20 protein-coding genes and 2 tRNA genes are annotated in these 21,548 nt (G+C 68.5%); 16 read left to right on the forward strand and 6 right to left on the reverse strand.

Going from position 1 to position 21,548, the window contains the following annotated elements; translation table 11 throughout:
• The first annotated feature begins 77 nt into the window (after window positions 1–77).
• Complete coding sequence (locus OG293_RS24105; protein ID WP_406000870.1) at window positions 78–1,223, forward strand: PP2C family protein-serine/threonine phosphatase; 1,146 nt, start codon at window positions 78–80, stop codon at window positions 1,221–1,223.
• A gap of 115 nt (window positions 1,224–1,338) precedes the next feature.
• Entirely contained in the window at window positions 1,339–2,517 is a 1,179-nt protein-coding gene (locus OG293_RS24110) for an amidase (RefSeq protein WP_406000871.1), read from the forward strand.
• Window positions 2,518–2,564: 47 nt separating this feature from the next.
• On the opposite strand, the gene OG293_RS24115 is transcribed toward OG293_RS24110, so the two are convergent.
• Together OG293_RS24115 and OG293_RS24120 are read right to left on the reverse strand one after the other, a co-directional pair.
• Entirely contained in the window at window positions 2,565–2,846 is a 282-nt protein-coding gene (locus OG293_RS24115) for a DUF397 domain-containing protein (protein WP_406000872.1), read from the reverse strand.
• The gene (locus OG293_RS24120; RefSeq protein ID WP_406000873.1) at window positions 2,806–3,654 is read right to left on the reverse strand and encodes a helix-turn-helix domain-containing protein; all 849 of its coding nucleotides are present in this window, start codon (window positions 3,652–3,654) and stop codon (window positions 2,806–2,808) included. The genes OG293_RS24115 and OG293_RS24120 overlap by 41 nt, the downstream gene beginning before the upstream one ends.
• A 113-nt stretch (window positions 3,655–3,767) precedes the next feature.
• On the opposite strand from OG293_RS24120, the gene OG293_RS24125 reads away from it, so the two are divergent.
• Both OG293_RS24125 and OG293_RS24130 read left to right on the forward strand, forming a co-directional pair.
• Entirely contained in the window at window positions 3,768–4,190 is a 423-nt protein-coding gene (locus OG293_RS24125) for an ATP-binding protein (protein ID WP_406000874.1), read from the forward strand.
• 112 nt (window positions 4,191–4,302) lie between these two features.
• Entirely contained in the window at window positions 4,303–4,764 is a 462-nt protein-coding gene (locus OG293_RS24130; RefSeq protein ID WP_406000875.1) for an HD domain-containing protein, read from the forward strand.
• A 54-nt stretch (window positions 4,765–4,818) separates the two neighbouring features.
• Here the strand turns inward: OG293_RS24130 and OG293_RS24135 are convergent, their stop codons facing one another.
• Entirely contained in the window at window positions 4,819–6,030 is a 1,212-nt protein-coding gene (locus OG293_RS24135; RefSeq protein ID WP_406000876.1) for an acyltransferase family protein, read from the reverse strand.
• Window positions 6,031–6,455: 425 nt separating this feature from the next.
• Between OG293_RS24135 and OG293_RS24140 the strand changes: the two genes are divergently transcribed.
• Window positions 6,456–6,650, forward strand: coding sequence for a hypothetical protein (locus OG293_RS24140; protein WP_313946321.1), 195 nt, complete (start codon window positions 6,456–6,458; stop codon window positions 6,648–6,650).
• A gap of 174 nt (window positions 6,651–6,824) precedes the next feature.
• Here OG293_RS24140 and OG293_RS24145 read toward each other — a convergent pair.
• Window positions 6,825–6,895, reverse strand: a tRNA-Gly gene (locus OG293_RS24145).
• 153 nt (window positions 6,896–7,048) lie between these two features.
• Between OG293_RS24145 and OG293_RS24150 the strand changes: the two genes are divergently transcribed.
• The 5 genes from OG293_RS24150 to clpX all read left to right on the forward strand — a co-directional run bounded on the left by OG293_RS24150 (window position 7,049) and on the right by clpX (window position 11,740).
• Window positions 7,049–7,125, forward strand: a tRNA-Pro gene (locus tag OG293_RS24150).
• Between the two features lie 200 nt (window positions 7,126–7,325).
• Entirely contained in the window at window positions 7,326–8,738 is a 1,413-nt protein-coding gene (gene tig / locus OG293_RS24155; protein WP_406000877.1) for a trigger factor, read from the forward strand.
• A gap of 242 nt (window positions 8,739–8,980) precedes the next feature.
• Window positions 8,981–9,586 (forward strand): ATP-dependent Clp protease proteolytic subunit, encoded by a 606-nt coding sequence (locus OG293_RS24160; protein WP_406003695.1) that lies wholly within the window; start codon window positions 8,981–8,983, stop codon window positions 9,584–9,586.
• Window positions 9,587–9,627: 41 nt separating this feature from the next.
• Window positions 9,628–10,302, forward strand: coding sequence for an ATP-dependent Clp protease proteolytic subunit (locus OG293_RS24165; RefSeq protein ID WP_406000878.1), 675 nt, complete (start codon window positions 9,628–9,630; stop codon window positions 10,300–10,302).
• A gap of 145 nt (window positions 10,303–10,447) precedes the next feature.
• Window positions 10,448–11,740 (forward strand): ATP-dependent Clp protease ATP-binding subunit ClpX, encoded by a 1,293-nt coding sequence (gene clpX, locus OG293_RS24170; protein ID WP_142217159.1) that lies wholly within the window; start codon window positions 10,448–10,450, stop codon window positions 11,738–11,740.
• A 113-nt stretch (window positions 11,741–11,853) separates the two neighbouring features.
• Here the strand turns inward: clpX and OG293_RS24175 are convergent, their stop codons facing one another.
• Complete coding sequence (locus OG293_RS24175; protein WP_406000879.1) at window positions 11,854–12,090, reverse strand: helix-turn-helix domain-containing protein; 237 nt, start codon at window positions 12,088–12,090, stop codon at window positions 11,854–11,856.
• Window positions 12,091–12,836: 746 nt separating this feature from the next.
• The gene (locus OG293_RS24180; RefSeq protein WP_406000880.1) at window positions 12,837–13,802 is read right to left on the reverse strand and encodes a hypothetical protein; all 966 of its coding nucleotides are present in this window, start codon (window positions 13,800–13,802) and stop codon (window positions 12,837–12,839) included.
• A 136-nt stretch (window positions 13,803–13,938) separates the two neighbouring features.
• Between OG293_RS24180 and OG293_RS24185 the strand changes: the two genes are divergently transcribed.
• The 6 genes from OG293_RS24185 to mreC all read left to right on the forward strand — a co-directional run bounded on the left by OG293_RS24185 (window position 13,939) and on the right by mreC (window position 21,547).
• A complete protein-coding gene (locus OG293_RS24185; protein ID WP_406000881.1) occupies window positions 13,939–16,560 on the forward strand; it encodes a valine--tRNA ligase in 2,622 nt (873 codons plus the stop codon).
• A gap of 186 nt (window positions 16,561–16,746) precedes the next feature.
• Entirely contained in the window at window positions 16,747–18,243 is a 1,497-nt protein-coding gene (locus OG293_RS24190; RefSeq protein ID WP_406000882.1) for a bifunctional folylpolyglutamate synthase/dihydrofolate synthase, read from the forward strand.
• Between the two features lie 5 nt (window positions 18,244–18,248).
• Window positions 18,249–18,584, forward strand: coding sequence for a DUF4233 domain-containing protein (locus OG293_RS24195; protein ID WP_406000883.1), 336 nt, complete (start codon window positions 18,249–18,251; stop codon window positions 18,582–18,584).
• 113 nt (window positions 18,585–18,697) lie between these two features.
• A complete protein-coding gene (gene ndk / locus OG293_RS24200; RefSeq protein WP_406000884.1) occupies window positions 18,698–19,111 on the forward strand; it encodes a nucleoside-diphosphate kinase in 414 nt (137 codons plus the stop codon).
• 252 nt (window positions 19,112–19,363) lie between these two features.
• A complete protein-coding gene (locus OG293_RS24205; protein ID WP_142218247.1) occupies window positions 19,364–20,383 on the forward strand; it encodes a rod shape-determining protein in 1,020 nt (339 codons plus the stop codon).
• Between the two features lie 111 nt (window positions 20,384–20,494).
• Window positions 20,495–21,547 (forward strand): rod shape-determining protein MreC, encoded by a 1,053-nt coding sequence (mreC, locus tag OG293_RS24210; protein ID WP_406000885.1) that lies wholly within the window; start codon window positions 20,495–20,497, stop codon window positions 21,545–21,547.
• Window position 21,548: the final 1 nt, after the last annotated feature.

The raw sequence follows: 21,548 nt of genomic DNA on the forward strand, positions 1-21,548 counted from the left end.
GGGCGACCCGATTTCGAACGCATTGTCATAGGGGTCCCCCTGCACGGAGGGCGACTGGGTGGATAGGGTCGCCGACAATGGCCCGCGGCTCTGCAGCAGACTCGTCCACGGCCCGGTTGCGGCAGGCATGGCACCGGGCCCGCATCGCGCTGCGCAAATCCGGCGTCGACTACTTCCGTGGTGACGGCTCCGACTGGATCGCGCTGGCCGGTCTGCTGCTGACGATTCCGGCCTTCACCTGGGGCACGGTCGTGATGCCCGTCTGGGTCTCCCCGGCGGCGCTCGTCCTGCCCATCGTGGCCGGCGGTCTGCTGCTGCGCCCGGCGAGCCTGCTGAGCCTGTACGCGGCGGCAGCGGCGGCCCTGATCGTCGAATCGGTCGTGCTCGGCCCGTACACCGAGGGCCCGGCGAGAGTCACCCCCGGCACCGTGCTCACGGTCGCCGCCTGCGGTTTCTTCGGTCTGCTGATCGCGCAGTTCAGAGCCAGGGTGGGGGTGCCCTGGCGGCGCGGCGGCACGATGCTCTTCGACCTGCGCGAACGCATCCGGGTGCAGAGCGCCCTGCCCCGGCTGCCCAAGGGCTGGCACCACGAGATGGCGCTGCGCCCGGCGGGCGGCCAGTCCTTCTCCGGCGACTTCGTGGTCGCGGCCCGTACGAACGGCGGGCGCACCCTGGAGGTCGTCCTCACCGACGTCTCGGGCAAGGGCATGGACGCGGCCTCCCGCGCGCTGCTGCTGTCCGGAGCGTTCGGCGGCCTCCTCGGTTCGCTCCCGCCGCACGGCTTCCTGCCCGCGGCCAACGGCTATCTGCTCCGCCAGGACTGGGACGAGGGCTTCGCCACCTCCATCCATCTCGTCCTGGACCTGGACTCCGGCGACTACGAACTCCTCTCGGCCGGCCACCTGCCCGCGCTCCAGCTCCACGCGGGCAGCGGGCGCTGGGAGGAGAAGGGCGCCGAGGGGCCGCTCCTCGGTGTCTACGACAAGGGGCAGTTCGACCCGGTCAAGGGAACGCTGCGCCCCGGCGACGTGCTGATGCTCTTCACGGACGGCCTGGTCGAGGCGTCGGGACGCGACATCAGCGAGGGCATGGACCGCCTCACCGGCGAGGCCGACCGCTATGTCACCGCGGGCTTCGAGGGCGCGGCCTGGCATCTGATCGAGGCGGTCGCGAAGGACGTCAACGACGACCGGGCGCTCCTTCTTCTCTGCCGCGAGGGGTAGCCGTCCCGTCGGCTGTCCTCAGGACACGGCCGCGGTCCACACCGCCTTCCCTGACCGTTATGTCTGAGATGCTCGGACATCACGGCAGGGTTCTCAGGCGTCGCGAGGAGTTCTGATGGCGGCAGACAGCGCGGTCTGGCGGGAGCACGGCACCCCATTGGTGGCCGGGTCCGACAGCGGACCGCTCCACGGCGTACGGCTCGCGGTCAAGGACGTCCACGCCGTCGAGGGCCACCGGCTGGGCGCGGGCAATCCCGAATGGCTCGCCGAGGCCCAGCCACAGAAGGCGCACTCCTGGGCCGTACGTGCCCTGCTGGACGCCGGCGCCGACGTGACCGGCATCGCGCGGTCCGACGAGTTCGCCTACAGCCTCGACGGCACCAACGCCCACTACGGCACCCCGCCCAACCCGGCCGCCCCCGGTCGCGTCCCCGGCGGCTCCTCCAGCGGTCCGGCCTCCGCGGTCGCCCTCGGCGAGGCCGACGCCGGTCTCGGCAGCGACACCGCCGGGTCGATCCGAGTCCCCTCCTCGTACTGCGGTCTGTACGGCCTGCGGCCCACCCACGGACTGGTTCCCGTCACGGGCATGCTGCCGCTGGCCCCCTCCTTCGACACCGTCGCCTGGCTCGCCCGGGACGCGGTGACGCTGGCGCGCGTCGGCGAGGTTCTGCTGCCCGCGGCCCCTGCCGAACAGCAGCGCCCCTTCCATACGGCCCTGGTCGCGGCCGACCTCGTCGCGCTCGCCGAGCCGGAGGTACGCGACGCGTTCGGACAGGCCGCGGCGGGTCTCGCGGAACGGCTGGACCTGCGGATCGAGGAGGTCCCGACCCTGGGCGGCGACCCGGCAGCCAGGGCGGAGGCCTTCGCGTCGGCTCAGGGCGCGGAGGTCTGGGAGTGCGACGGGGACTGGGTGAGCGCCCACCCCGGCACCCTCGGGCCCGGCGTCGAGCGCCGCTTCGCCCGCGCGGCCTCCGTCACCCAGGAGGAGCGGGCCGCCGCGGAGGACGTGGTCCACCGGACCGCCCGCGATCTGCGCGCGGCCCTTCCCGAGGACACCGTCCTGTTGCTGCCCGCGACCTGCGGCCCGGCGCCCCTGACCGACGAGGGCCCCGAGCACAAGGACGCCGGCCGCCAGGCCACCTTCCGCCTCACCTGCCTGGCGAGCGGCGCGGGCCTGCCGTGTCTGGTGCTGCCGCGGATGGTGGTGGACGGGCTGCCGGTGGGCCTGGCCGTGATCGCCGGTCCCGGCACCGATCACGCGCTGCTCGAACTCGCCGTGCTCAGCGGCGCATAGGACGCGCCCCCCTGCGCACCGTGTTCCGGTGCACCGGGGGCATCGCGTCAGCGGCGGAAACCGCCCTGTGCGGCGGCCGATACGAACGCGGCGAAGGCCGCGGCGGGGACGGCGAGGTGGGGGCCGTCGGGGTTCTTGGAGTCGCGGACGGCGACCCGTGCGGTGAGCTCGGCGGCCTCGACGCAGTCGCCCCCGCTGTCACCGCTGTAGCTGGACTTGTGCCAGGCGGCGGGGGCGAGGGGGGCGCACTCGACGCACTCGCCGCCGGTGTCGCTGCTGTAACTCGACTTACGCCATGCCGAGCCTGTCAGCCTGTGGTTGGTCTCCATAACGCTCCTCCACTACGCGGGCGATCAGCGCCGCCGAGTCCTCCACGGAGAGCGACGCGGCCTGCAAATGATCGTATCGGAGCGAACCCTCCCTGAGAGCTTGAGGATTGGCCGTCATATGGCCCTGGATGAAGTCCTCGGTGTAGACGAGGTCGGGGTCGCCCTCGAACCGCAGGACAGTGAATGTCCCGGGAAGTCCCGCGTGTGCCCCGGTGGCGAAGGGCAAGATCTGCACCCTCACCCACTCCCGCCGCCGCAGGTCCAACAGGCTTGCGAGTTGGTCGCGCATGACGTCCCGCCCACCGATCTCCTGGTGCAGTACGGCCTCGCTCAGCACCACCCACATCGGTGGCGGATTCTCCCGTTCCAGAATCCGCTGGCGCTCCATGCGCGCAGCCACTCGGGCGTCGAGGTTCTCCCCGGTCCGTACGCCAAGTACAGCCCGCGCGTATGCCTCTGTCTGCAAGAGGCCGTAGACCAACTGCGCCTGATACGTGGAGATGTACGTCGCCCGCGCCTCCAGCTCCGCGTACGGCTGAAACCACGACGGCAGTTGGCTCCGCAGCACCAGCCCCACCAGCCGTGACAGCGCCCCCTCCGTCCCCAGCGCCGCGTCCACGCGTTCCGAGAACTCCCTGGTCGGAACCTTTCTCGCGGTCTCGATCTGGCCGACCAGCGAGCCTGTGCAGTAGATGATCGAGCCCAGCTGCTTCTGGTTGAGGGCGGCGGCTTCGCGTAACCGCCGCAGTTCCGCGCCGTAGTAGTCCAGCGGCGAAGCGCTCGGATCGAGGTCCCGGATGTGTGTCACGGCATCCCCCAACGGTGCTCGGCGTTGCTCCAGGGTCGTAGCCGAGCGTAACCGCGCGCACGCAGGCTTGGTGCCATAACGGACCAACCCACCCTGCCCCACCGGGAGTTATCATGCACCAGATCGATACCGCGCCACCCACGACGTACCGCATGAGTTTCACCGTGGGTGAGCACTCGGCGCGTCATCTCCGCCGGATCGTCCGCGCGTACCTCCATGTGTGGCGGCTCGCGGAGCTCTGTGACGCGGCCGAGCTGGCGGTCACCGAGCTGCAGGCGAACGTCGTACGGCACGTCCCGGACCGGCGGTGCGCGCTGCTCGTCGTGCGGCAGGCCGCCGTCGTACGGATCGAAGTCACCGACGCGGCCCCCGGGCTGCCCGCCCGGGGCGAGCCGGGGGACGGGCTCGCCGAGGGCGGGCGGGGGCTGCTGCTCGTCGACGCGGTGGCCGACCGGTGGGGGGTGGTCAGGCACGCGGGAGGCGGCAAGACGGTCTGGTTCGAGTGCGAGGCGAAGCCGCCCTCGCTCGACCGTTGAGAGTTCTCTGAACCCTCGCGGTGGGGTTGTCCCCACCCCTGGTCCGCCAGCAGCCGCCATGGCCCGGCCGGGCCTGGAATCCGTAGCGTCGAGGGCCCGTAGAGTCGGGCACATGGCGCAGCAGAACCTGACTCTGGCCGAGGTCGAGGCCATCGCACGCGAGGCCCACGCGGCCCAGCGGGACAAGGCGGGACGCCCCTACACCGAGCATCTTGCCGCGGTCGCCGAGGGGGTGCGGGCCCGCGGAGGAAGCGACGAGCAGATCGCCGCGGGATGGCTCCACGACGCCGTCGAGGACGACGCGCTCTCCCGTGACTGGCTGGACACGGCGGCGCTGCCGCAGCCGGTCAAGGACATGGTCCTCGCCCTCACGAAGCGCAAGGGCGAGGACCTGGAGGAGTACACCCGTCGCGTTCTGGCCACACCGGGGGCCAAGCTGGTCAAGGAGGCCGATCTCGCGCACAACGCCGACCCGGCGCGGCTCGCGGTCCTCGACGAGGCGACGCGGACGCGCCTGACGGCGAAGTACGCGAAGGTCCGCGGCCTCCTGGGCATCCCGGACCGGGCGCCGTAGGCCGTGTCCCTCGCGCGCACGCGCACGGGCCCCGGCACCCGGTCACCGGGCGGTTCAGGCTGCCTTGTCGCCCTGGTGCCGCGGCCTCAGTTCCGTCGCGTCCCGGCGCCGCGGCCCCAGTTCCGTCGCGTCCCGGCGGAACGCCCACTTCATCTCCGGCTCGGTGACAAAGCGCAGCGCCCTGCGTACCGGCGGCGTGCACAGCAGCGTCACCGCGGTCGCCGCCACCAGTGTGACCACGATCTCGCCGCCCGGGGTGCTCAGCCAGGTCGTCTCGAAGACATTCCCGTAGTCCGCGGCCTTGATCAGCAGCCCGTGTCCCAGATAGCCGCAGATCGTGCCCGCGCCGAGCACCGTGAACCAGGTGCGCCGTCGCGGCACCCAGGCCAGGAACCCGGCCGCGAGCAGCAGCGCGCATCCGAAGAACGCCGCCGTCATCACGACACCCGCCCACCACGGCACTCCGAGGTCCTGGCTGCTGCTGGAGCGGTAGAGCCAGCCCAGATCCATCCGGGGAGCGGCCCAGTACGCGAACACGCCCGCGCCCGCGAAGAGCGGCAGGGTGAGCAGCCGTACCTCCCGGCGCCGCACCATCTGGAAGTGCTCCGGCTTCAGCAGAAGACCCAGCACGAAGAACGGCAGGAACTGCAGCACCCGCTGGAGGTTCAGGTCGGGGCCGATGTCCGGCGTGATCGCGGCGAGTGAGGCCAGCGTCAGCGCGACCGGCAGCGGCCACCGGATCAGCCGCCACAGGGGGGTCGTCAGCCGCCAGATGAACAGCGCCGCGAGGAACCAGGTCAGATAGAACGGGTCGAGCAGGCTGATGGGCTGCTCGGGGGCGTGCTGGGCCCACTGCCTGAAGAGGGAGTACACCACCTCGAAGACGACATACGGCAAGGCGATGCCGGTCAGCAGCCGTCTGAGCTGGTCGGGGCGGCCGGTGTAACTCCGGGAGAAGTAACCGGAGATCATGATGAAAGCCGGCATGTGGAAGGTGTACACGAGCAGGTAGAGGGCCCTGGAGGCGCGGCTGCCCTCCATCACCGGCTCCCACGCGTGCGCGATCGCGACGAGCACGATGGCCAGGTATTTCGCGTTGTCGAAGTAGGCGTCTCGCCTGGTGGACTTCGCGGCAGGCGTCGGGGTGGGCTTCTCGGCCACCGTGCCAGCGGCGGGGACGGCCCTCTTGCCCGTCGTAGAGACCGGCTCCGTCTCCCGGGCCATGGGGAGCGGGGCTCTTTTATTTCCATCCGGAGCGTGGAACATCCGAGGCACCATAGCCTCGCCGATTCGATTGAGTAAAACCCCGTCCGCATGTCGCGCATTCGCATCTGACACCGCCACCAAACGCCCACTATGCCCTTATTAATCCCTCTTAAATAGGGCATAACATCAAGCTTTTGTGGCCGTGTGAATTACCCCACGTGTCCGCTGCGGAATTCCGGTGACCGCATCGTGTGGGCATGGAAACGATCAGGTCGAAATATTTCCGCATGAAATTCCCCCGGCAGGGCAGACTCCTCCCGGATGCAGGCGCACGCGGGCGCGCGTGTGGCGTGATCCCGTCGTCGATGATTCGTCAGCGGGGGGCATGTTCGGGGCTGTTGGTGGCACGATGGTCAATGGCGGGGGTGTGCTGGGCCGTACGCTCCCGAGCGGGTAAGTGGGACCGACCGAGGGTGTGATCAGTTGTGGCCATTTCACTGTCTGTGGTGCTTCTGTTGGCGATCATCCTCGTGGTGCTGATTCGCGGCGGCTCCATCAAGGCGGGACCCGCGATCGTCGCGGTGCTGTTCGGCTTCTTCCTCGCCTCGACGGGCATGGCGCCGTCGATCAACAGGTTCCTGAACTCGATAGCCGACACGATCAACCAGATCAACTTCTGAACTGCGAAAGTCTCAGGCCCGGCCGGGCGACGAATCCCCGGGCCGGGCCTGAGGCGTGAAGAGCGCGAGGCGGGGGCGCTCACCGGCCCCGGCGCATCAGGACGGGCCGCGGTCCGGAAAACGATCAGGGCCAGGTGGAGGAAACATCCTCTGACCTGGCCCTGAGCCGTACAGAGCGGGCGACGGGAATCGAACCCGCGTAGCTAGTTTGGAAGACTAGTGCTCTACCATTGAGCTACGCCCGCAAGCGACGCGCCGCAGGTCACGAAGGCCGCGGCACGAACAGCATCGTAGCGGGTCCGGGGGCGGTGACGCACACTCCGTTCCGTCCCCCGACGCCTCCCCCGAAATGCGGCAGTCGCACGGCCTGCGGGCATGTACCCTACGTGTCGCACCGACGGGGTGTGGCGCAGCTTGGTAGCGCGTCCGCTTTGGGAGCGGAAGGTCGTCGGTTCGAATCCGGCCACCCCGACCATCACCACCGAGCGCTCTTTAAGATCGCGTTGTGGGGCTCATCCTGCTTGCGGCTACTATGCAAGCTGCGTGCCCGTGTGTCTGGCGAGTCCCGCCGAAGTGCCGGCGAGTCTGACGAGAGGCCGGGCCGAATCCGCTGAGCCGCCTCCAGTGCGGCGGACGCAGCAGAACCCCAGAATCAGCCACCAAGGAGACCGAACCGTGAAGAGCGCCGTGGAGACCCTGAACCCGACCCGGGTTCGGCTCACTGTCGAGGTGCCCTTCGAGGAGCTCAAGGACAGCCTCGACGCGGCGTACAAGAAGATCAACCAGCAGGTCACGGTCAAGGGCTTCCGCAAGGGCAAGATCCCGGCCCGAGTGATCGACCAGCGGTTCGGCCGTGGTGCGGTGCTGGAGGAGGCCGTCAACGACGCCCTCCCGAAGTTCTACACCGAGGCGGTCAACGAGGCCGAGATCAACCCGCTCGGCCAGCCCGAGGTCGACATCACGGAGCTGAAGGACGGCGACACGCTGAACTTCACCGCCGAGGTCGACATCCGCCCGGCCATCGAGATCCCGGACTACTCCGGCATCGAGGTCACCGTGGATGCCGTCGAGGTCTCCGACGAGGACGTCGACAAGGCCGTCGAGGAGCTGCGTGGGCGCTTCGCCTCCACCAACCCGGTCGAGCGCGCCGCCGCCGAGGGCGACGTCGTGACGATCGACCTCGAGGCCAAGGTCGACGGCGAGGTCCTGGAGGACGGTGTCGCCAGCGGCGTGCAGTACACCATCGGCTCCGGCGAGCTCCTCGACGGCATCGACGAGGCCGTCACCGGCCTGGAGGCCGACGGCGAGGCCACCTTCACCTCCGAGCTCAAGGGCGGCAGCGCCGAGGGCAAGGAGGCCGAGGTCACCGTCAAGGTCACCGCCGTCGCCGCCCGCGAGCTCCCCGAGCTCGACGACGACTTCGCGCAGATGGCGAGCGAGTTCGACACCCTTGAGGAGCTCACGGCGGACAGCCGCAAGCGCCTTGAGAACATGAAGCAGTACGACCAGGCCACCCAGGCCCAGGAGCGCGTCCTCGACGAGCTGCTGAAGCTGGCCGAGGTGCCGATCCCCGAGAAGCTCCTCGAGGACGAGGTCAAGACGCGCAAGCACAACCTTGAGCACCACCAGCTCGGCCAGATGGGCATCGACCTCGCGAAGTACCTGGAGATCCAGGGCAAGACCGAGGAGGAGTTCGACGCCGAGACCAAGGAGCAGGCGGTCAAGGGCATCAAGACCCAGTTCATCCTGGACGAGCTCGTCAACAAGGAGAAGCTGAACGTCAACCAGGAGGAGCTCACCGAGCACCTCATGCGGCGTGCGGCGTCCTCCGGCATGAGCCCCGACCAGTTCGCCCAGGCGGTCGTCGAAGGCGGCCAGGTGCCGATGCTCGTGGGCGAGGTCGCCCGCGGCAAGGCGCTCGCCGTGGTCGTCGAGGCCGCCAAGGTCGTCGACACCAACGGTGAGGTCGTCGAGCTCGACGACGAGGACGAGACCGAGACCGCCGCCGAGACGGTCGAGGCGGCCGTCGACTCCGACGCGGACGCCGAGGCGCCCGCGGCCGAGGCCGACGAGAAGAACGAGGCCTGAGCCTCGCTCTGAACCCCGTGCGACGGGCCCCGGACGCGTCTGCGCCCGGGGCCCGATCCGTACTGCTGTACCCCTGTGCACCTTGCGCTCCGAGCGAACAGTTCGGGAACCGGGATGGCGTTGTCCTACCTGCGCGTTAGGGTCCATGAATACGAGGGCAGGGGAGTCCCAGCCCCCAGTACGAAAGACGCTGAGACGGCCGCAGCCGTCAGAGACGAGCAGGTGGACACGTGACGAATCTGATGCCTTACGCCGCCGGTGAGCCGTCCTTCGGTGGTGGCCTCGGCGACCAGGTCTACAGCCGGCTGCTCGGCGAGCGCATCATCTTCCTCGGCCAGCAGGTCGACGACGACATCGCCAACAAGATCACGGCGCAGATGCTGCTCCTTGCCGCCGACCCCGACAAGGACATCTACCTCTACATCAACAGCCCCGGCGGCTCGGTGACGGCAGGCATGGCGGTCTACGACACCATGCAGTACATCCCGAACGACGTGGTGACCATCGGTATGGGCATGGCCGCCTCCATGGGTCAGTTCCTGCTGACCGGCGGCGCGGCCGGCAAGCGCTTCGCGCTCCCCAACACCGACATCCTCATGCACCAGGGTTCGGCCGGCCTCGGCGGCACCGCCTCGGACATCAAGATCCAGGCCGAGTACCTGCTCCGCACGAAGAAGCGCATGGCGGAGATCACCGCGGCGCACTCCGGCCAGACCGTCGAGGCGATCATCCGCGACGGTGACCGCGACCGCTGGTTCACCGCCGAGGAGGCCAAGGACTACGGCCTCATCGACGAGATCATCTCCGCCGCATCGGGCGTGCCGGGCGGCGGCGGCACCGGCGCCTGAGCCGCACTGCCCCCAGCCCCCGCCCGCAGAACGCCACCAGGATGGTGAACACCCACATGACCAACTTCTCCGCGAGCGGCCTCTACACCGGCCCGCAGGTGGACAACCGCTACGTCGTCCCGCGCTTCGTCGAGCGCACGTCGCAGGGCGTGCGCGAGTACGACCCGTACGCCAAGCTCTTCGAGGAGCGCGTGATCTTCCTCGGCGTGCAGATCGACGACGCCTCCGCCAACGACGTCATGGCGCAGCTGCTGTGCCTGGAGTCGATGGACCCGGACCGCGACATCTCGATCTACATCAACAGCCCCGGCGGCTCGTTCACCGCGCTCACCGCGATCTACGACACGATGCAGTTCGTGAAGCCGGACATCCAGACGGTCTGCATGGGCCAGGCGGCCTCCGCCGCGGCCGTGCTGCTCGCCGCCGGCACCCCCGGCAAGCGGATGGCCCTGCCGAACGCCCGCGTGCTGATCCACCAGCCGTCCTCGCAGACGGGCCGTGAGCAGCTCTCCGACCTGGAGATCGCGGCCAACGAGATCCTGCGGATGCGCACGCAGTTGGAGGAGATGCTGGCCAAGCACTCCACGACGCCGATCGAGAAGATCCGCGACGACATCGAGCGCGACAAGATCCTGACCGCCGAGGACGCGCTCGCGTACGGCCTCGTCGACCAGATCGTCTCCACCCGCAAGACCACGGCCGCAGCGGCCGCCTGACCGGTCCGGTGTCCTTGGCGCGGTCCACGACCATGTGAACCGCGCCAAGGGGGGCCCGAACGAGGGTCCCGGCAAGGTACCGTCGGATATGAGGCACCAGGAGCCGGCTGAACCAAGCTGCTCCCAGGCGAAGGGGAAGCACCTCGTGGCACGCATCGGTGATGGCGGCGATCTGCTCAAGTGCTCGTTCTGCGGAAAGAGCCAGAAGCAGGTGAAGAAGCTCATCGCAGGCCCCGGTGTGTACATCTGCGACGAGTGCATCGACCTCTGCAACGAGATTATCGAGGAGGAGCTCGCCGAGACCTCCGAAGTGCGGTGGGAGGAGCTTCCCAAGCCGCGCGAGATCTATGAGTTCCTCGAGGGGTACGTCGTCGGGCAGGAGCCCGCGAAGAAGGCACTCTCGGTAGCGGTGTACAACCACTACAAGCGCGTCCAGGCCGGCGAGAACGGCGGCGGCGCGGGCCGGGACGACGCGATCGAACTGGCGAAGTCCAACATCCTTCTGCTGGGCCCCACGGGCTCCGGCAAGACACTGCTCGCCCAGACCCTCGCGCGCATGCTGAACGTTCCGTTCGCCATCGCCGACGCGACGGCGCTCACCGAGGCGGGCTATGTCGGCGAGGACGTCGAGAACATCCTGCTGAAGCTGATCCAGGCGGCGGACTACGACGTCAAGAAGGCCGAGACCGGGATCATCTACATCGACGAGATCGACAAGGTCGCCCGTAAGAGCGAAAACCCGTCGATCACCCGGGACGTCTCCGGCGAGGGCGTCCAGCAGGCGCTGCTGAAGATCCTCGAAGGCACGACGGCATCGGTCCCGCCGCAGGGCGGTCGCAAGCACCCGCACCAGGAGTTCATCCAGATCGACACGACGAACGTGCTGTTCATCGTGGGCGGTGCGTTCGCGGGCCTGGAGAAGATCATCGAGTCGCGGGCGGGCGCGAAGGGCATCGGCTTCGGCGCGACGATCCGCTCGAAGCGCGAGATCGAGGCGAGCGACCAGTTCCAGGAGGTCATGCCGGAGGACCTGGTGAAGTTCGGGATGATCCCGGAGTTCATCGGCCGCCTCCCGGTCATCACCTCGGTCCACAACCTGGACCGCGAGGCACTCCTGAAGATCCTGGTGGAGCCGCGCAACGCCCTGGTGAAGCAGTACCAGCGACTGTTCGAACTGGACGGCGTGGAGCTGGACTTCGACCTCCCGGCGCTGGAGGCGATCGCGGACCAGGCGATCCTGCGGGGCACGGGCGCGCGTGGCCTGCGGGCCATCATGGAAGAGGTCCTGATGTCGGTGATGTACGAGGTCCCGTCGCGCAAGGACGTGGCCCGCGTGGTCATCACGGCGGACGTGGTGCACAACAACGTGAACCCGACGCTGGTGCCGCGGGAGCCGAGGATCGTGAAGAACGACGGGCGGCACGAGAAGTCGGCGTAGCGGTTGAGCGGTTACGCCAAAGGGGCGCCCGGCCAGGTGAACTGGCCGGGCGCCCCTTTCTGATCTCAATCCCCAAGGCGGATGGGTGCGATCCATGTCGCACGGCTTGCGTCTCAGCCGCGACTCGATCTCGCCCGCGCTGATCGGCAGCCACCGCCCGGTGGGGGTGGTGAGCCGTCTGCGAACGTCCGACCAGTCTTGACCCGCTCCAGCTGAGCGAACTGCTCCTCGCTCCATCGCGGCAACGACGCCGGACCGCTGGAGCGAAGTGCCCGCGGATCGCCTTCCACCCACGCATGTCGCCACCGCTGCACCGACCGGACGCTGACCCGCAGATCCCTGGCGATCACCGCGCTCGGCCGCCTGAAGCCGTAACTGATCGCGGGCCTGTTGCCGTTCGGCGGTCAGCCCGCCACCCTGTGGAAACCGCATGCCCCGGTGATACCGCAGGACCCAGGAGCCGCCAGCCCCTACGACACCACGAGTTCAACTCAGTAGCTGCAGCGACGTCACGTACTTTTGAGCCAGTCATGGCTTCTGGGTTGGTTAAGACTTCTGCGCGAGAGTGCGGGGCAGGGCGCCTGATCTGAACCGCCTCGACTGTTCCAGTGGAGAGATTCAAGCCAGTCCCGACGTTTCCTCTGGCTTCCTTCCTGTCCCCCATGATTGCCTTGCTGTGCAGGATCGACCAGAGCGAAACGGGAGTGACGAGATCATGAATGATGAAGCGGATCCTGGTGGCAACCTGTGTGGCTGTGGCAGCGGGCTCCATCCCTATGGTGACAGCTGCACCAGCGCAGGCATCTCCGGCTTCATGTGAGGGCTACTTGAGAAACACGGGACGCTATGTGATCGGTCCCAGGATAAAGGATGGGTGTAGCTACTCCAGGTTTGGTACCACAGTCCTCTGCCAGAACAAGCTCATCGTCATCGGCGTGAGGGCCGACGACGCGTTCGCGGCGTGTTGATGGGGATCTGCCTTAGCAGGTTCGTGAAGTTGTGCCACATGTTCGGAAGTCGCGGCCTCGCAACCTGAATCATGGGCGAACGGACAGGGCGCCGGGTCAACTGGCCGGGCGCCCCTTTGTGTTGATGATCAGACCTTGGTGCGGGAGTTCTTGTAGAGCTTGGCAGCCAGATCGGCGACCTTGTCCTGCGGCATGCCCTTGCCGCCAGTGAGGACCAACGACATGTCGAATGCCTGCACCATGCCGATGGTGCTGTAGTCGGCCCAGACGCACACGGGGATCTCGGCCTCCGTGGGCCCCTTCGACGCCCCAGGCTTCTTGCTCGAATCCGTGAGCTTCGCCGTCTGGCACTTCATCAGAGCGCCCTTGAAACCGGAGGGCTTCACGGACTCGGCGCTGCCGAGGAGTTCGATCTTTAGTTCACCGCCACTCTCGTCCCCCTCCTTAATACCCCGGAAGTACCCGTCGATGGCCTTCTCGGGGTCGGAGATCTCCCCCCACATGCCGGTTAGCTGCAGCATCTTCCCCTTCAGCGGGTCGTTCGCTGAACCGGACCTGTACGCTGCGCCCACCTCCGTCGGGTTCTTGATGCCGAGGCCATCAGCCTGCTTCTTGTCCTTTTCGGACAGGGCTCCCGACTTGTCGGAACCTGACTTCTTGTACTCGTCGACCGCCGCCGCCGGGGTCAGCTTGTACCCCTTCGTGTCGGCCGAGACGTCGCCGTTGCTGCTGCCTCCGCCCAGCAGCAGGTACGCCCCACCACCGATCACCGCGAGCGCCACCACCGAGGCCACCACGATCAGGCCCGTCTTCTTCTTGGGGGCGCCCGGCGGGGGCGGAACCTGGCCGCCGCCGTAGGGCTGCTGGCCGTACGGGCCGGGCTGCTGGGGCTGGCCCCACTGGCCCTGCTGCGGCGGGACGCCCTGAGGGGCCTGCTGCGGGTAGCCGTAGCCCGGCTGAGGCTGAGGGGCCTGCTGCGGATACCCATAGCCGGGCTGCGGGGCCTGCGGCTGCTGGCCGTAGGGACCCGGCTGACCGTACGGTCCGGGCTGCTGAGGCTGGCCGCCGTACGGGCCCGGCTGGTTGTAGCTCATTACTGCGTTCCCCTCCAGATACTTATGCGTTCGGAACATCCTGGCTCAAGCTCCAACGTCCTGGGGCGGCAGGGGTCACACCGTTACCGAACATTCCCGTTTCAGTACGGCGCTGTGACACCTCTAAACTGGGCCCGTGACCGAGAACACTCAGCAGCAGCCAGCCAGCAACCCCGAACTGCCGACCCAGTACGCGCCGGCCGAAGTAGAGGGGAAGCTGTACGAGCGCTGGGTAGAGCGCGGTTACTTCGAGGCCGACGCGAAGAGCGAGAAGCCTCCGTACACGATCGTCATCCCGCCGCCGAACGTCACGGGCAGCCTGCACTTGGGGCATGCCTTCGAGCACACGCTGATCGACGCCCTGACCCGCCGCAAGCGAATGCAGGGATACGAGACGCTGTGGCAGCCCGGCATGGACCACGCGGGCATCGCCACCCAGAACGTCGTCGAGCGCGAGCTCGCCAAGGAGGGCAAGTCCCGCCACGACCTGGGCCGTGAGGCGTTCGTCGAGCGCGTCTGGCAGTGGAAGGCGGAGTCCGGCGGCCAGATCTCCGGGCAGATGAAGCGTCTGGGCGACGGTGTCGCATGGTCGCGCGAGCGCTTCACCATGGACGAGGGTCTTTCCCAGGCCGTCCAGACCATTTTCAAGCGGCTCTACGACGACGAGCTGATCTACCGCGCCGAGCGCATCATCAACTGGTGCCCGCGCTGTCTCACCGCCATCTCCGACATCGAGGTGGAGTACCAGGACGACGAAGGCGAGCTCGTCTCGATCAAGTACGGCTCCGGGGACGCCGAGATCGTCGTCGCCACCACCCGCGCCGAGACGATGCTGGGTGACACCGCCGTCGCCGTTCACCCCGGGGACGAGCGCTACAAGCACCTTGTCGGCACCGAGATCGAGCTGCCGCTCACCGGCCGCCGTATCCCGGTCGTCGCGGACGAGCACGTCGACCCCGAGTTCGGCACCGGCGCTGTCAAGGTGACGCCCGCCCACGACCCGAACGACTTCGAGATCGGCCAGCGCCACAACCTGCCGAATCTCGCCGTCATGGACGAGCACGCCATCATCACCGTGCACGGCCCCTTCCAGGGCCTGGACCGGCTGGAGGCGCGCAGCGCCATCGTCGCCGCCCTGCGCGCCGACGGACGGATCGTCGCCGAGAAGCGCCCGTACACCCACTCCGTGGGCCACTGCTCGCGCTGCAAGACCACCATCGAGCCGCGGCTGTCCATGCAGTGGTGGGTCAAGGTCGGTCCGCTCGCCAAGGCCGCCGGCGACGCGGTCCGCGACGGCCGCGTCAAGATCCACCCGCAGGAGATGGAGAAGCGGTACTTCGACTGGGTCGACAACCTCCACGACTGGTGCATCTCGCGCCAGCTCTGGTGGGGGCACCGCATCCCCGTCTGGTACGGCCCGAACGGCGAGATCGTCTGCGTCGGCCCCGACGAGCAGCCGCCGGCGGGTGAGGGCTGGACGCAGGACACCGATGTCCTCGACACGTGGTTCTCCTCGGGCCTGTGGCCGTTCTCCACGCTCGGCTGGCCCGAACAGACCGAGAGCCTGGCGAAGTTCTACCCGAACTCCGTTCTTGTCACCGGCTACGACATCCTCTTCTTCTGGGTCGCCCGGATGATGATGTTCGGCCTGTACGCCATGGACGGCACCCCGCCGTTCCACACCATCGCCCTGCACGGCATGGTCCGCGACCAGTTCGGCAAGAAGATGTCGAAGTCCTTCGGCAACGCGGTCAACCCGCTGGACTGGATGGACACATACGGCTCCGACGCCGTCCGCTTCACGCTGGCACGCGGCGCCAACCCGGGCGTCGACGTCCCGATCGGCGAGGACTGGGTCCAGGCGTCCCGCAACTTCGCCAACAAGATCTGGAACGCCACCCGCTTCGCCCTGATGAACGGGGCGACGGTCGAGGGCGAACTTCCGCCCGCCGAACAGCTGTCGGCGACCGACCGCTGGATCCTGTCGCGGCTCAACAAGACCGTGGCCGAGGTCGACGCGTTCTACGAGGACTACCAGTTCTCGAAGCTGTCGGACTCGCTCTACCACTTCGCGTGGGACGAGGTCTTCGACTGGTACGTCGAGCTGTCCAAGACCACCTTCTTCGCGGGCGGCGAGGCCGCCAAGGCGTCCGGCAGGGTCCTCGGCGAAGTCCTGGACGTCATGCTCCGACTGCTGCACCCGGTCGTCCCGTTCGTCACCGAGACCCTGTGGACCACGCTGACCGGCCGCGAGTCGGTCGTGATCGCCCAGTGGCCGGCCGACAGCGGTTTCCGCGACGAGGCCGCTGAGCGCGAGATCGACAACCTCCAGCGCGTCGTCACCGAAGTCCGCCGCTTCCGCAGCGACCAGGGCCTCCAGCCCGGCCAGAAGGTCCCCGCCCGCCTCACCCTCGACGGCACCGCGCTCGCGCCGCACGAGGCCGCCATCCGGCAGCTGCTGCGGCTCCAGCCGGAGGGCGACGCCTTCAGCGTCACGGCGACCCTTCCGGTCGCCGGCGCCACGGTCGCGCTCGACCTGTCCGGCACGATCGACGTCGGCGCCGAGCGCAAGCGGCTCGCGAAGGACCTGGCCGCGGCCGAGAAGGAGAAGGCGCAGGCGGTCGGCAAGCTCGGCAACGAGGCGTTCCTGGCCAAGGCGCCGGACAACGTGGTCGACAAGATCCGTACGCGCCTGGCCAAGGCCGAGGAGGACATCGCGCGGATCACCGCACAGCTGGACCGCCTGCCGCAGGCGTAGCGGCACGCGACGACGGGCCCCGAGAACTCGCCCGCCAGCTCCTCCGGGGCCTTTCGCGTCTCCGGGCTCGGACCGTGCGGCCCCGTGCCCGCCCCCGCGCACGAGTTCCCGCCATGGACCGGCGCCCGAAGAGCCGGGACGGGGCGTGCCGGACGTCCCGCCGCCCCGCCTCCGTAGACTGGCCCTGTGAGTGAGCAGCCCACCCCCGACGAGTTCGACGAGATTGTCGAAGCCGAGACCGACCGTGACCCCGACCTGGCGGTGATCGAGGCCGGCAGCCGTACCCTGCGCGCGCAGGCCGGATCGCTCCAGGGTGACCCCGTGCCCGCCCGGCCCGCAGACCCGGAGGTGGACAAGGCGCTGCGCGAGGTCGAGGCGGAGCTCGCGACGCGCTGGGGCGAGACCAAGCTGGAGCCCTCCGTCTCGCGCATCTCCGCTCTGATGGACGTACTGGGCGAGCCGCAGCGGGCGTACCCCTCGATCCACATCACGGGGACGAACGGCAAGACGTCCACGGCCCGCATGATCGAGGCCCTGCTCGGCGCCTTCGACCTGCGCACCGGCCGGTACACCTCGCCGCACGTCCAGTCGGTGACCGAGCGGATCAGCCTGGACGGCTCCGCGATCGAGGCCGGGCGCTTCATCGAGACGTACAACGACATCAAGCCGTACATCGAGATGGTCGATTCCCAGCAGGACTACCGGCTGTCCTTCTTCGAGGTGCTGACGGGCATGGCGTACGCCGCCTTCGCCGACGCGCCCGTGGACGTGGCGGTCGTCGAGGTCGGCATGGGCGGCAGCTGGGACGCGACGAACGTCATCGACGGCTCCGTCGCCGTCGTCACCCCCATCGACCTGGACCACACCGACCGGCTGGGCTCCACGCCCGCCGAGATCGCCGTGGAGAAGGCCGGGATCATCAAGCAGGGCGCGACCGTCATCCTGGCGCAGCAGCCCGTGGACGCCGCGCAGGTGATGCTGAAGAAGGCCGTCGAGGTCGACGCCACCGTCGCCCGCGAGGGGATGGAGTTCGGCGTGGTCTCCCGCGAAGTCGCGGTGGGCGGCCAGCAGGTGACGCTGCGCGGACTCGGCGGGGAGTACGAGGAGATCTTCCTCCCCTTGTACGGCGCGCACCAGGCGCACAACGCCGCGGTGGCGCTCGCCGCCGTCGAGGCCTTCTTCGGCGTCGGCTCCGAGCACGCCCGCACGCTCGACATGGACACCATCCGCAAGGCCTTCGCCGCGGTGGCGTCCCCCGGCCGCCTGGAGGTCGTGCGCCGCAGCCCGACGGTCGTCCTGGACGCCGCGCACAATCCGGCCGGCGCACGGGCGAGCGCCGACGGGATCACCGAGTCGTTCGGCTTCTCCCGGCTCATCGGGGTGGTCGGAGCGAGCGGCGACAAGGACGTCAAGGGCTTCCTGGAGGCCTTCGAGCCGATCTTCGCCGAGGTCGTCGTCACCCAGAACTCCAGCCATCGGGCGATGGACGCGGACGAGTTGGCGGCCGTCGCCGTCGAGGTCTTCGGCGACGACCGGGTGGTCGTCGAGCCGCGTCTCGACGACGCGCTGGAGACGGCGATCACGCTCGCCGAGGAGGAGTCCGAGTTCGCGGGCGCGGGTGTCCTGGTGACCGGCTCGGTGATCACGGTCGGCGAGGCCCGGCTGCTGCTGGGAAGGGGCTGACACCGATGCGTACGCTCTGTGCGTCCACTCTGATCGGCGAGTTCTTCGTGATCGGCTTCGCCGGTCTGGTCGCGATGAAGTCCGACGACCTCTCGATGGCGACGGTCTGGACGGTATGCGGCATCGGGATGCTGCTCTCCGTCCTGCTCTGCGGGATGCTCGGCCGCCCCGGCGGCGTGCAGCTCGGCTGGGCGCTCCAGATCGCACTGATCGCGAGCGGTTTCGTGGTGCCGACGATGTTCTTCCTCGGCGCGGTCTTCGCCGGCCTGTGGTGGGCGTCGGTCCACTACGGCCGCAGGATCGACGAGGCGAAGGCGAAGTGGGCGGCCCAGGCCGGGTGACCGGACCCGCCTGCCGTCCGGGCTCCCGGTCCGGGGGCGGGGTCCGGGGCGGAGACCGGCAACACGCCCGGTAGCCTCGGACTTCCGCACACAGCTACAAAGGAGTCCCTCCCGTGAGCCAGCGCACGCTCGTCCTGCTCAAGCCCGACGCCGTACGCCGCGGCCTGATCGGCGAGATCATCGGCCGTATCGAAGCGAAGGCCGGCTGGACCATCAGCGCGCTGGAGCTGCGCACCCTCGACCAGGAGACCCTGGATCAGCACTACGGCGAGCACAAGGGCAAGCCCTTCTACGAGCCGCTGGTCCAGTTCATGGCCTCCGGTCCCGTCGTCGCCCTGGTCGTCGACGGAGACCGGGTCATCGAGGGCGTACGCCAGCTCGCGGGCCCGACCGACCCGATTGCCGCGGCTCCCGGCTCCATCCGGGGGGACTTCGGGACCATCGTCCGGGAGAACCTCATCCACGCCTCGGACTCCGAGGAGTCCGCCATTCGGGAACTCAAGATTTTCTTTCCCGGTCTTTCCTGATTGGCCGTCATCCATACAGCGCTCATGAGCTGGGGCGACCGATGGAATTTCGGTCGCCCTTCGGCATAGGAGTGCGCTTTACGGGAACTCATCGATCCGACACCTCGTCACGTAATACAGAGGTGGACCACCGCGCGGTGTCGGTACGAGCGGCACTACGATGGAAGCCTCCACGCCACATCGCACCCACCTCGCCATCCTGAAAAGCCATCAACGCTTGGGAAGGCCAGACGCATCCTCATGGGGAACAACATGTCGTTCATCGGCCGTGACATGGCTGTCGACCTCGGGACCGCCAACACGCTGGTGTACGTCAGGGGCCGGGGGATCGTCCTCAACGAGCCGTCCGTCGTCGCCATCAACACCAACACGGGCGGCATTCTCGCGGTCGGCGCCGAGGCGAAGAAGATGATCGGCCGGACACCGGGCAACATCGTTGCCGTCCGGCCGTTGAAGGACGGCGTCATCGCCGACTTCGAGATCACCGAGCGGATGCTCCGCTACTTCATTCTGAAGATCCACAAGCGCCGGTACCTCGCCCGGCCGCGCGTTGTCGTCTGTGTGCCCTCCGGCATCACGGGCGTCGAGCGCCGCGCGGTCATCGAGGCATCGACGCAGGCGGGCGCCCGACAGGTGCACATCATCGAGGAGCCGATGGCCGCGGCCATCGGCTCCGGACTCCCGGTTCATGAAGCCACCGGCAACATGGTCGTCGACATCGGTGGCGGGACCACCGAAGTCGCCGTCATCTCACTCGGCGGAATCGTCACAGCACAGTCCATCCGCGTCGCCGGCGACGAGCTGGACAACGCGATCATTCAGCACATCAAGAAGGAGTACTCGCTCCTGCTCGGCGAACGGACCGCCGAGAACATCAAGATCACCATCGGCTCCGCCTACGACATGGACAAGGACGAGCACACCGAGATCCGCGGTCGTGACCTTGTCTCCGGTCTGCCCAAGACCGTCGTCATCTCGGCCGCCGAGGTCCGCAAGGCGATCGAGGAACCGGTCAACGCGATCGTCGACGCCGTGAAGACCACGCTCGACAAGTGCCCGCCGGAGCTGTCCGGCGACGTCATGGACCGCGGCATCGTCCTCACCGGCGGTGGCGCCCTGCTGCGCGGGCTCGACGAGAGGCTGCGCCGCGAGACCGGAATGCCCATCCACATCGCCGAGGATCCGCTGGACTCCGTGGCGCTCGGATCGGGCAAGTGCGTCGAGGAGTTCGAGGCGCTCCAGCAGGTTCTGGACGCCCAGCCCCGCCGCTAGCGGAATCGGCGTGGCTACTGAGATCCGCCGTATGGGGGCCTGCCAACCCGTACGGCGGATCGTTGATATACAGACATCACCATTCCTACGAGGAAGGCACGGCCGCCGCACGTGAGGGACACACGAGAGAGCCGGCTGCTCCTGGTGCTGCTGATCGCCATCGCGTTCGCTTTGATCACGGTGGATATCCGCGGCGGCGAGGATTCACCGGTTGACGGCGCCCGGCAGGCCGCCGCCTCGGTCTTCGGACCGGTAGAGAACGGGGTCGCCGCAGCGGTCGACCCGATCGGCAACGCCATAGGGGCCGTACGCGACTCCGGTGAGCGCCATGACCGCATCAGCCGACTGGAGCAGGAGAACGCCGCGCTGAAGCAGCGGCTCGGCAGCGACGACCGCAACCGCAGCCGCGTGAACGAACTCGACAAGATGCTCAAGAAAGCCGGCGCGGGGCAGTACGGCATCAAGGGCGCCGAGGTCATCGCCATAGGAGCGGCCCAGGGCTTCTCCTGGACGGTGACCATCGACGTCGGCGCCGACGACGGCATCAAGCGCGACATGACCGTCCTCAACGGCGACGGACTCGTCGGCCGGGTCACCACCGTCGGCCCCAGCACCTCGACCGTGCTCCTCGCCAACGACCCGGACTTCACCGTCGGCACCCGGATGGAGAAGACCGACGAACTGGGCTTCGCCACCGGCCAGGGCGACCGGCCGCTGCTGGTCCAACTGCTCAACGGCAAGTCCAAGGTGAAGAAGGGCGACCGGCTCGTCACCTTCGGCTCGCAGGCCGACAAGCCCTTCGTGCCCGGCGTCCCGGTCGGCGAAGTCGTCCGCGTCGACCCGTCCGGCGGCGACCTCACCCGCAACATCTATGTCCGCCCGTACGTCGGCTTCACCAAGCTCGACATCGTCGGCGTCGTCGTCGAGGCGCCCCGGACCGACCCGCGCGACACCGTCCTGCCACCCCGGCCCGCGGCCCCCAAGCCCACCCCGACGGTCACCGTGACGGTCACCCCCTCGGCGAACGGCCAGGTGGAGGGCGCGAGCGAGAACCAGGCCCAGGGCAACGCCGACGGCCAGGTCCCGGCCACCGGTGTCCCACCGTCCGCCAGCAGTCCACCACCTGGCACCGGCGACGCCACCGGCCCGACCGACGACGAGTAGC

The sequence above is a fragment of the Streptomyces sp. NBC_00829 genome (assembly GCF_045161795.1).
In the GTDB taxonomy this organism is placed as follows: domain Bacteria; phylum Actinomycetota; class Actinomycetes; order Streptomycetales; family Streptomycetaceae; genus Streptomyces.

Coding starts and splice junctions, on each gene's coding strand:
- OG293_RS24105 (WP_406000870.1), top strand. CDS start 78: ATGGCCCGCGGCTCTGCAGCAGACTCGTCCACGGCCCGGTTGCGGCAG.
- OG293_RS24110 (WP_406000871.1), top strand. CDS start 1,339: ATGGCGGCAGACAGCGCGGTCTGGCGGGAGCACGGCACCCCATTGGTG.
- OG293_RS24115 (WP_406000872.1), bottom strand. CDS start 2,846: ATGGAGACCAACCACAGGCTGACAGGCTCGGCATGGCGTAAGTCGAGT.
- OG293_RS24125 (WP_406000874.1), top strand. CDS start 3,768: ATGCACCAGATCGATACCGCGCCACCCACGACGTACCGCATGAGTTTC.
- OG293_RS24130 (WP_406000875.1), top strand. CDS start 4,303: ATGGCGCAGCAGAACCTGACTCTGGCCGAGGTCGAGGCCATCGCACGC.
- OG293_RS24135 (WP_406000876.1), bottom strand. CDS start 6,030: ATGTTCCACGCTCCGGATGGAAATAAAAGAGCCCCGCTCCCCATGGCC.
- OG293_RS24160 (WP_406003695.1), top strand. CDS start 8,981: ATGCCTTACGCCGCCGGTGAGCCGTCCTTCGGTGGTGGCCTCGGCGAC.
- OG293_RS24165 (WP_406000878.1), top strand. CDS start 9,628: ATGGTGAACACCCACATGACCAACTTCTCCGCGAGCGGCCTCTACACC.
- OG293_RS24180 (WP_406000880.1), bottom strand. CDS start 13,802: ATGAGCTACAACCAGCCGGGCCCGTACGGCGGCCAGCCTCAGCAGCCC.
- OG293_RS24195 (WP_406000883.1), top strand. CDS start 18,249: ATGCGTACGCTCTGTGCGTCCACTCTGATCGGCGAGTTCTTCGTGATC.
- OG293_RS24205 (WP_142218247.1), top strand. CDS start 19,364: ATGTCGTTCATCGGCCGTGACATGGCTGTCGACCTCGGGACCGCCAAC.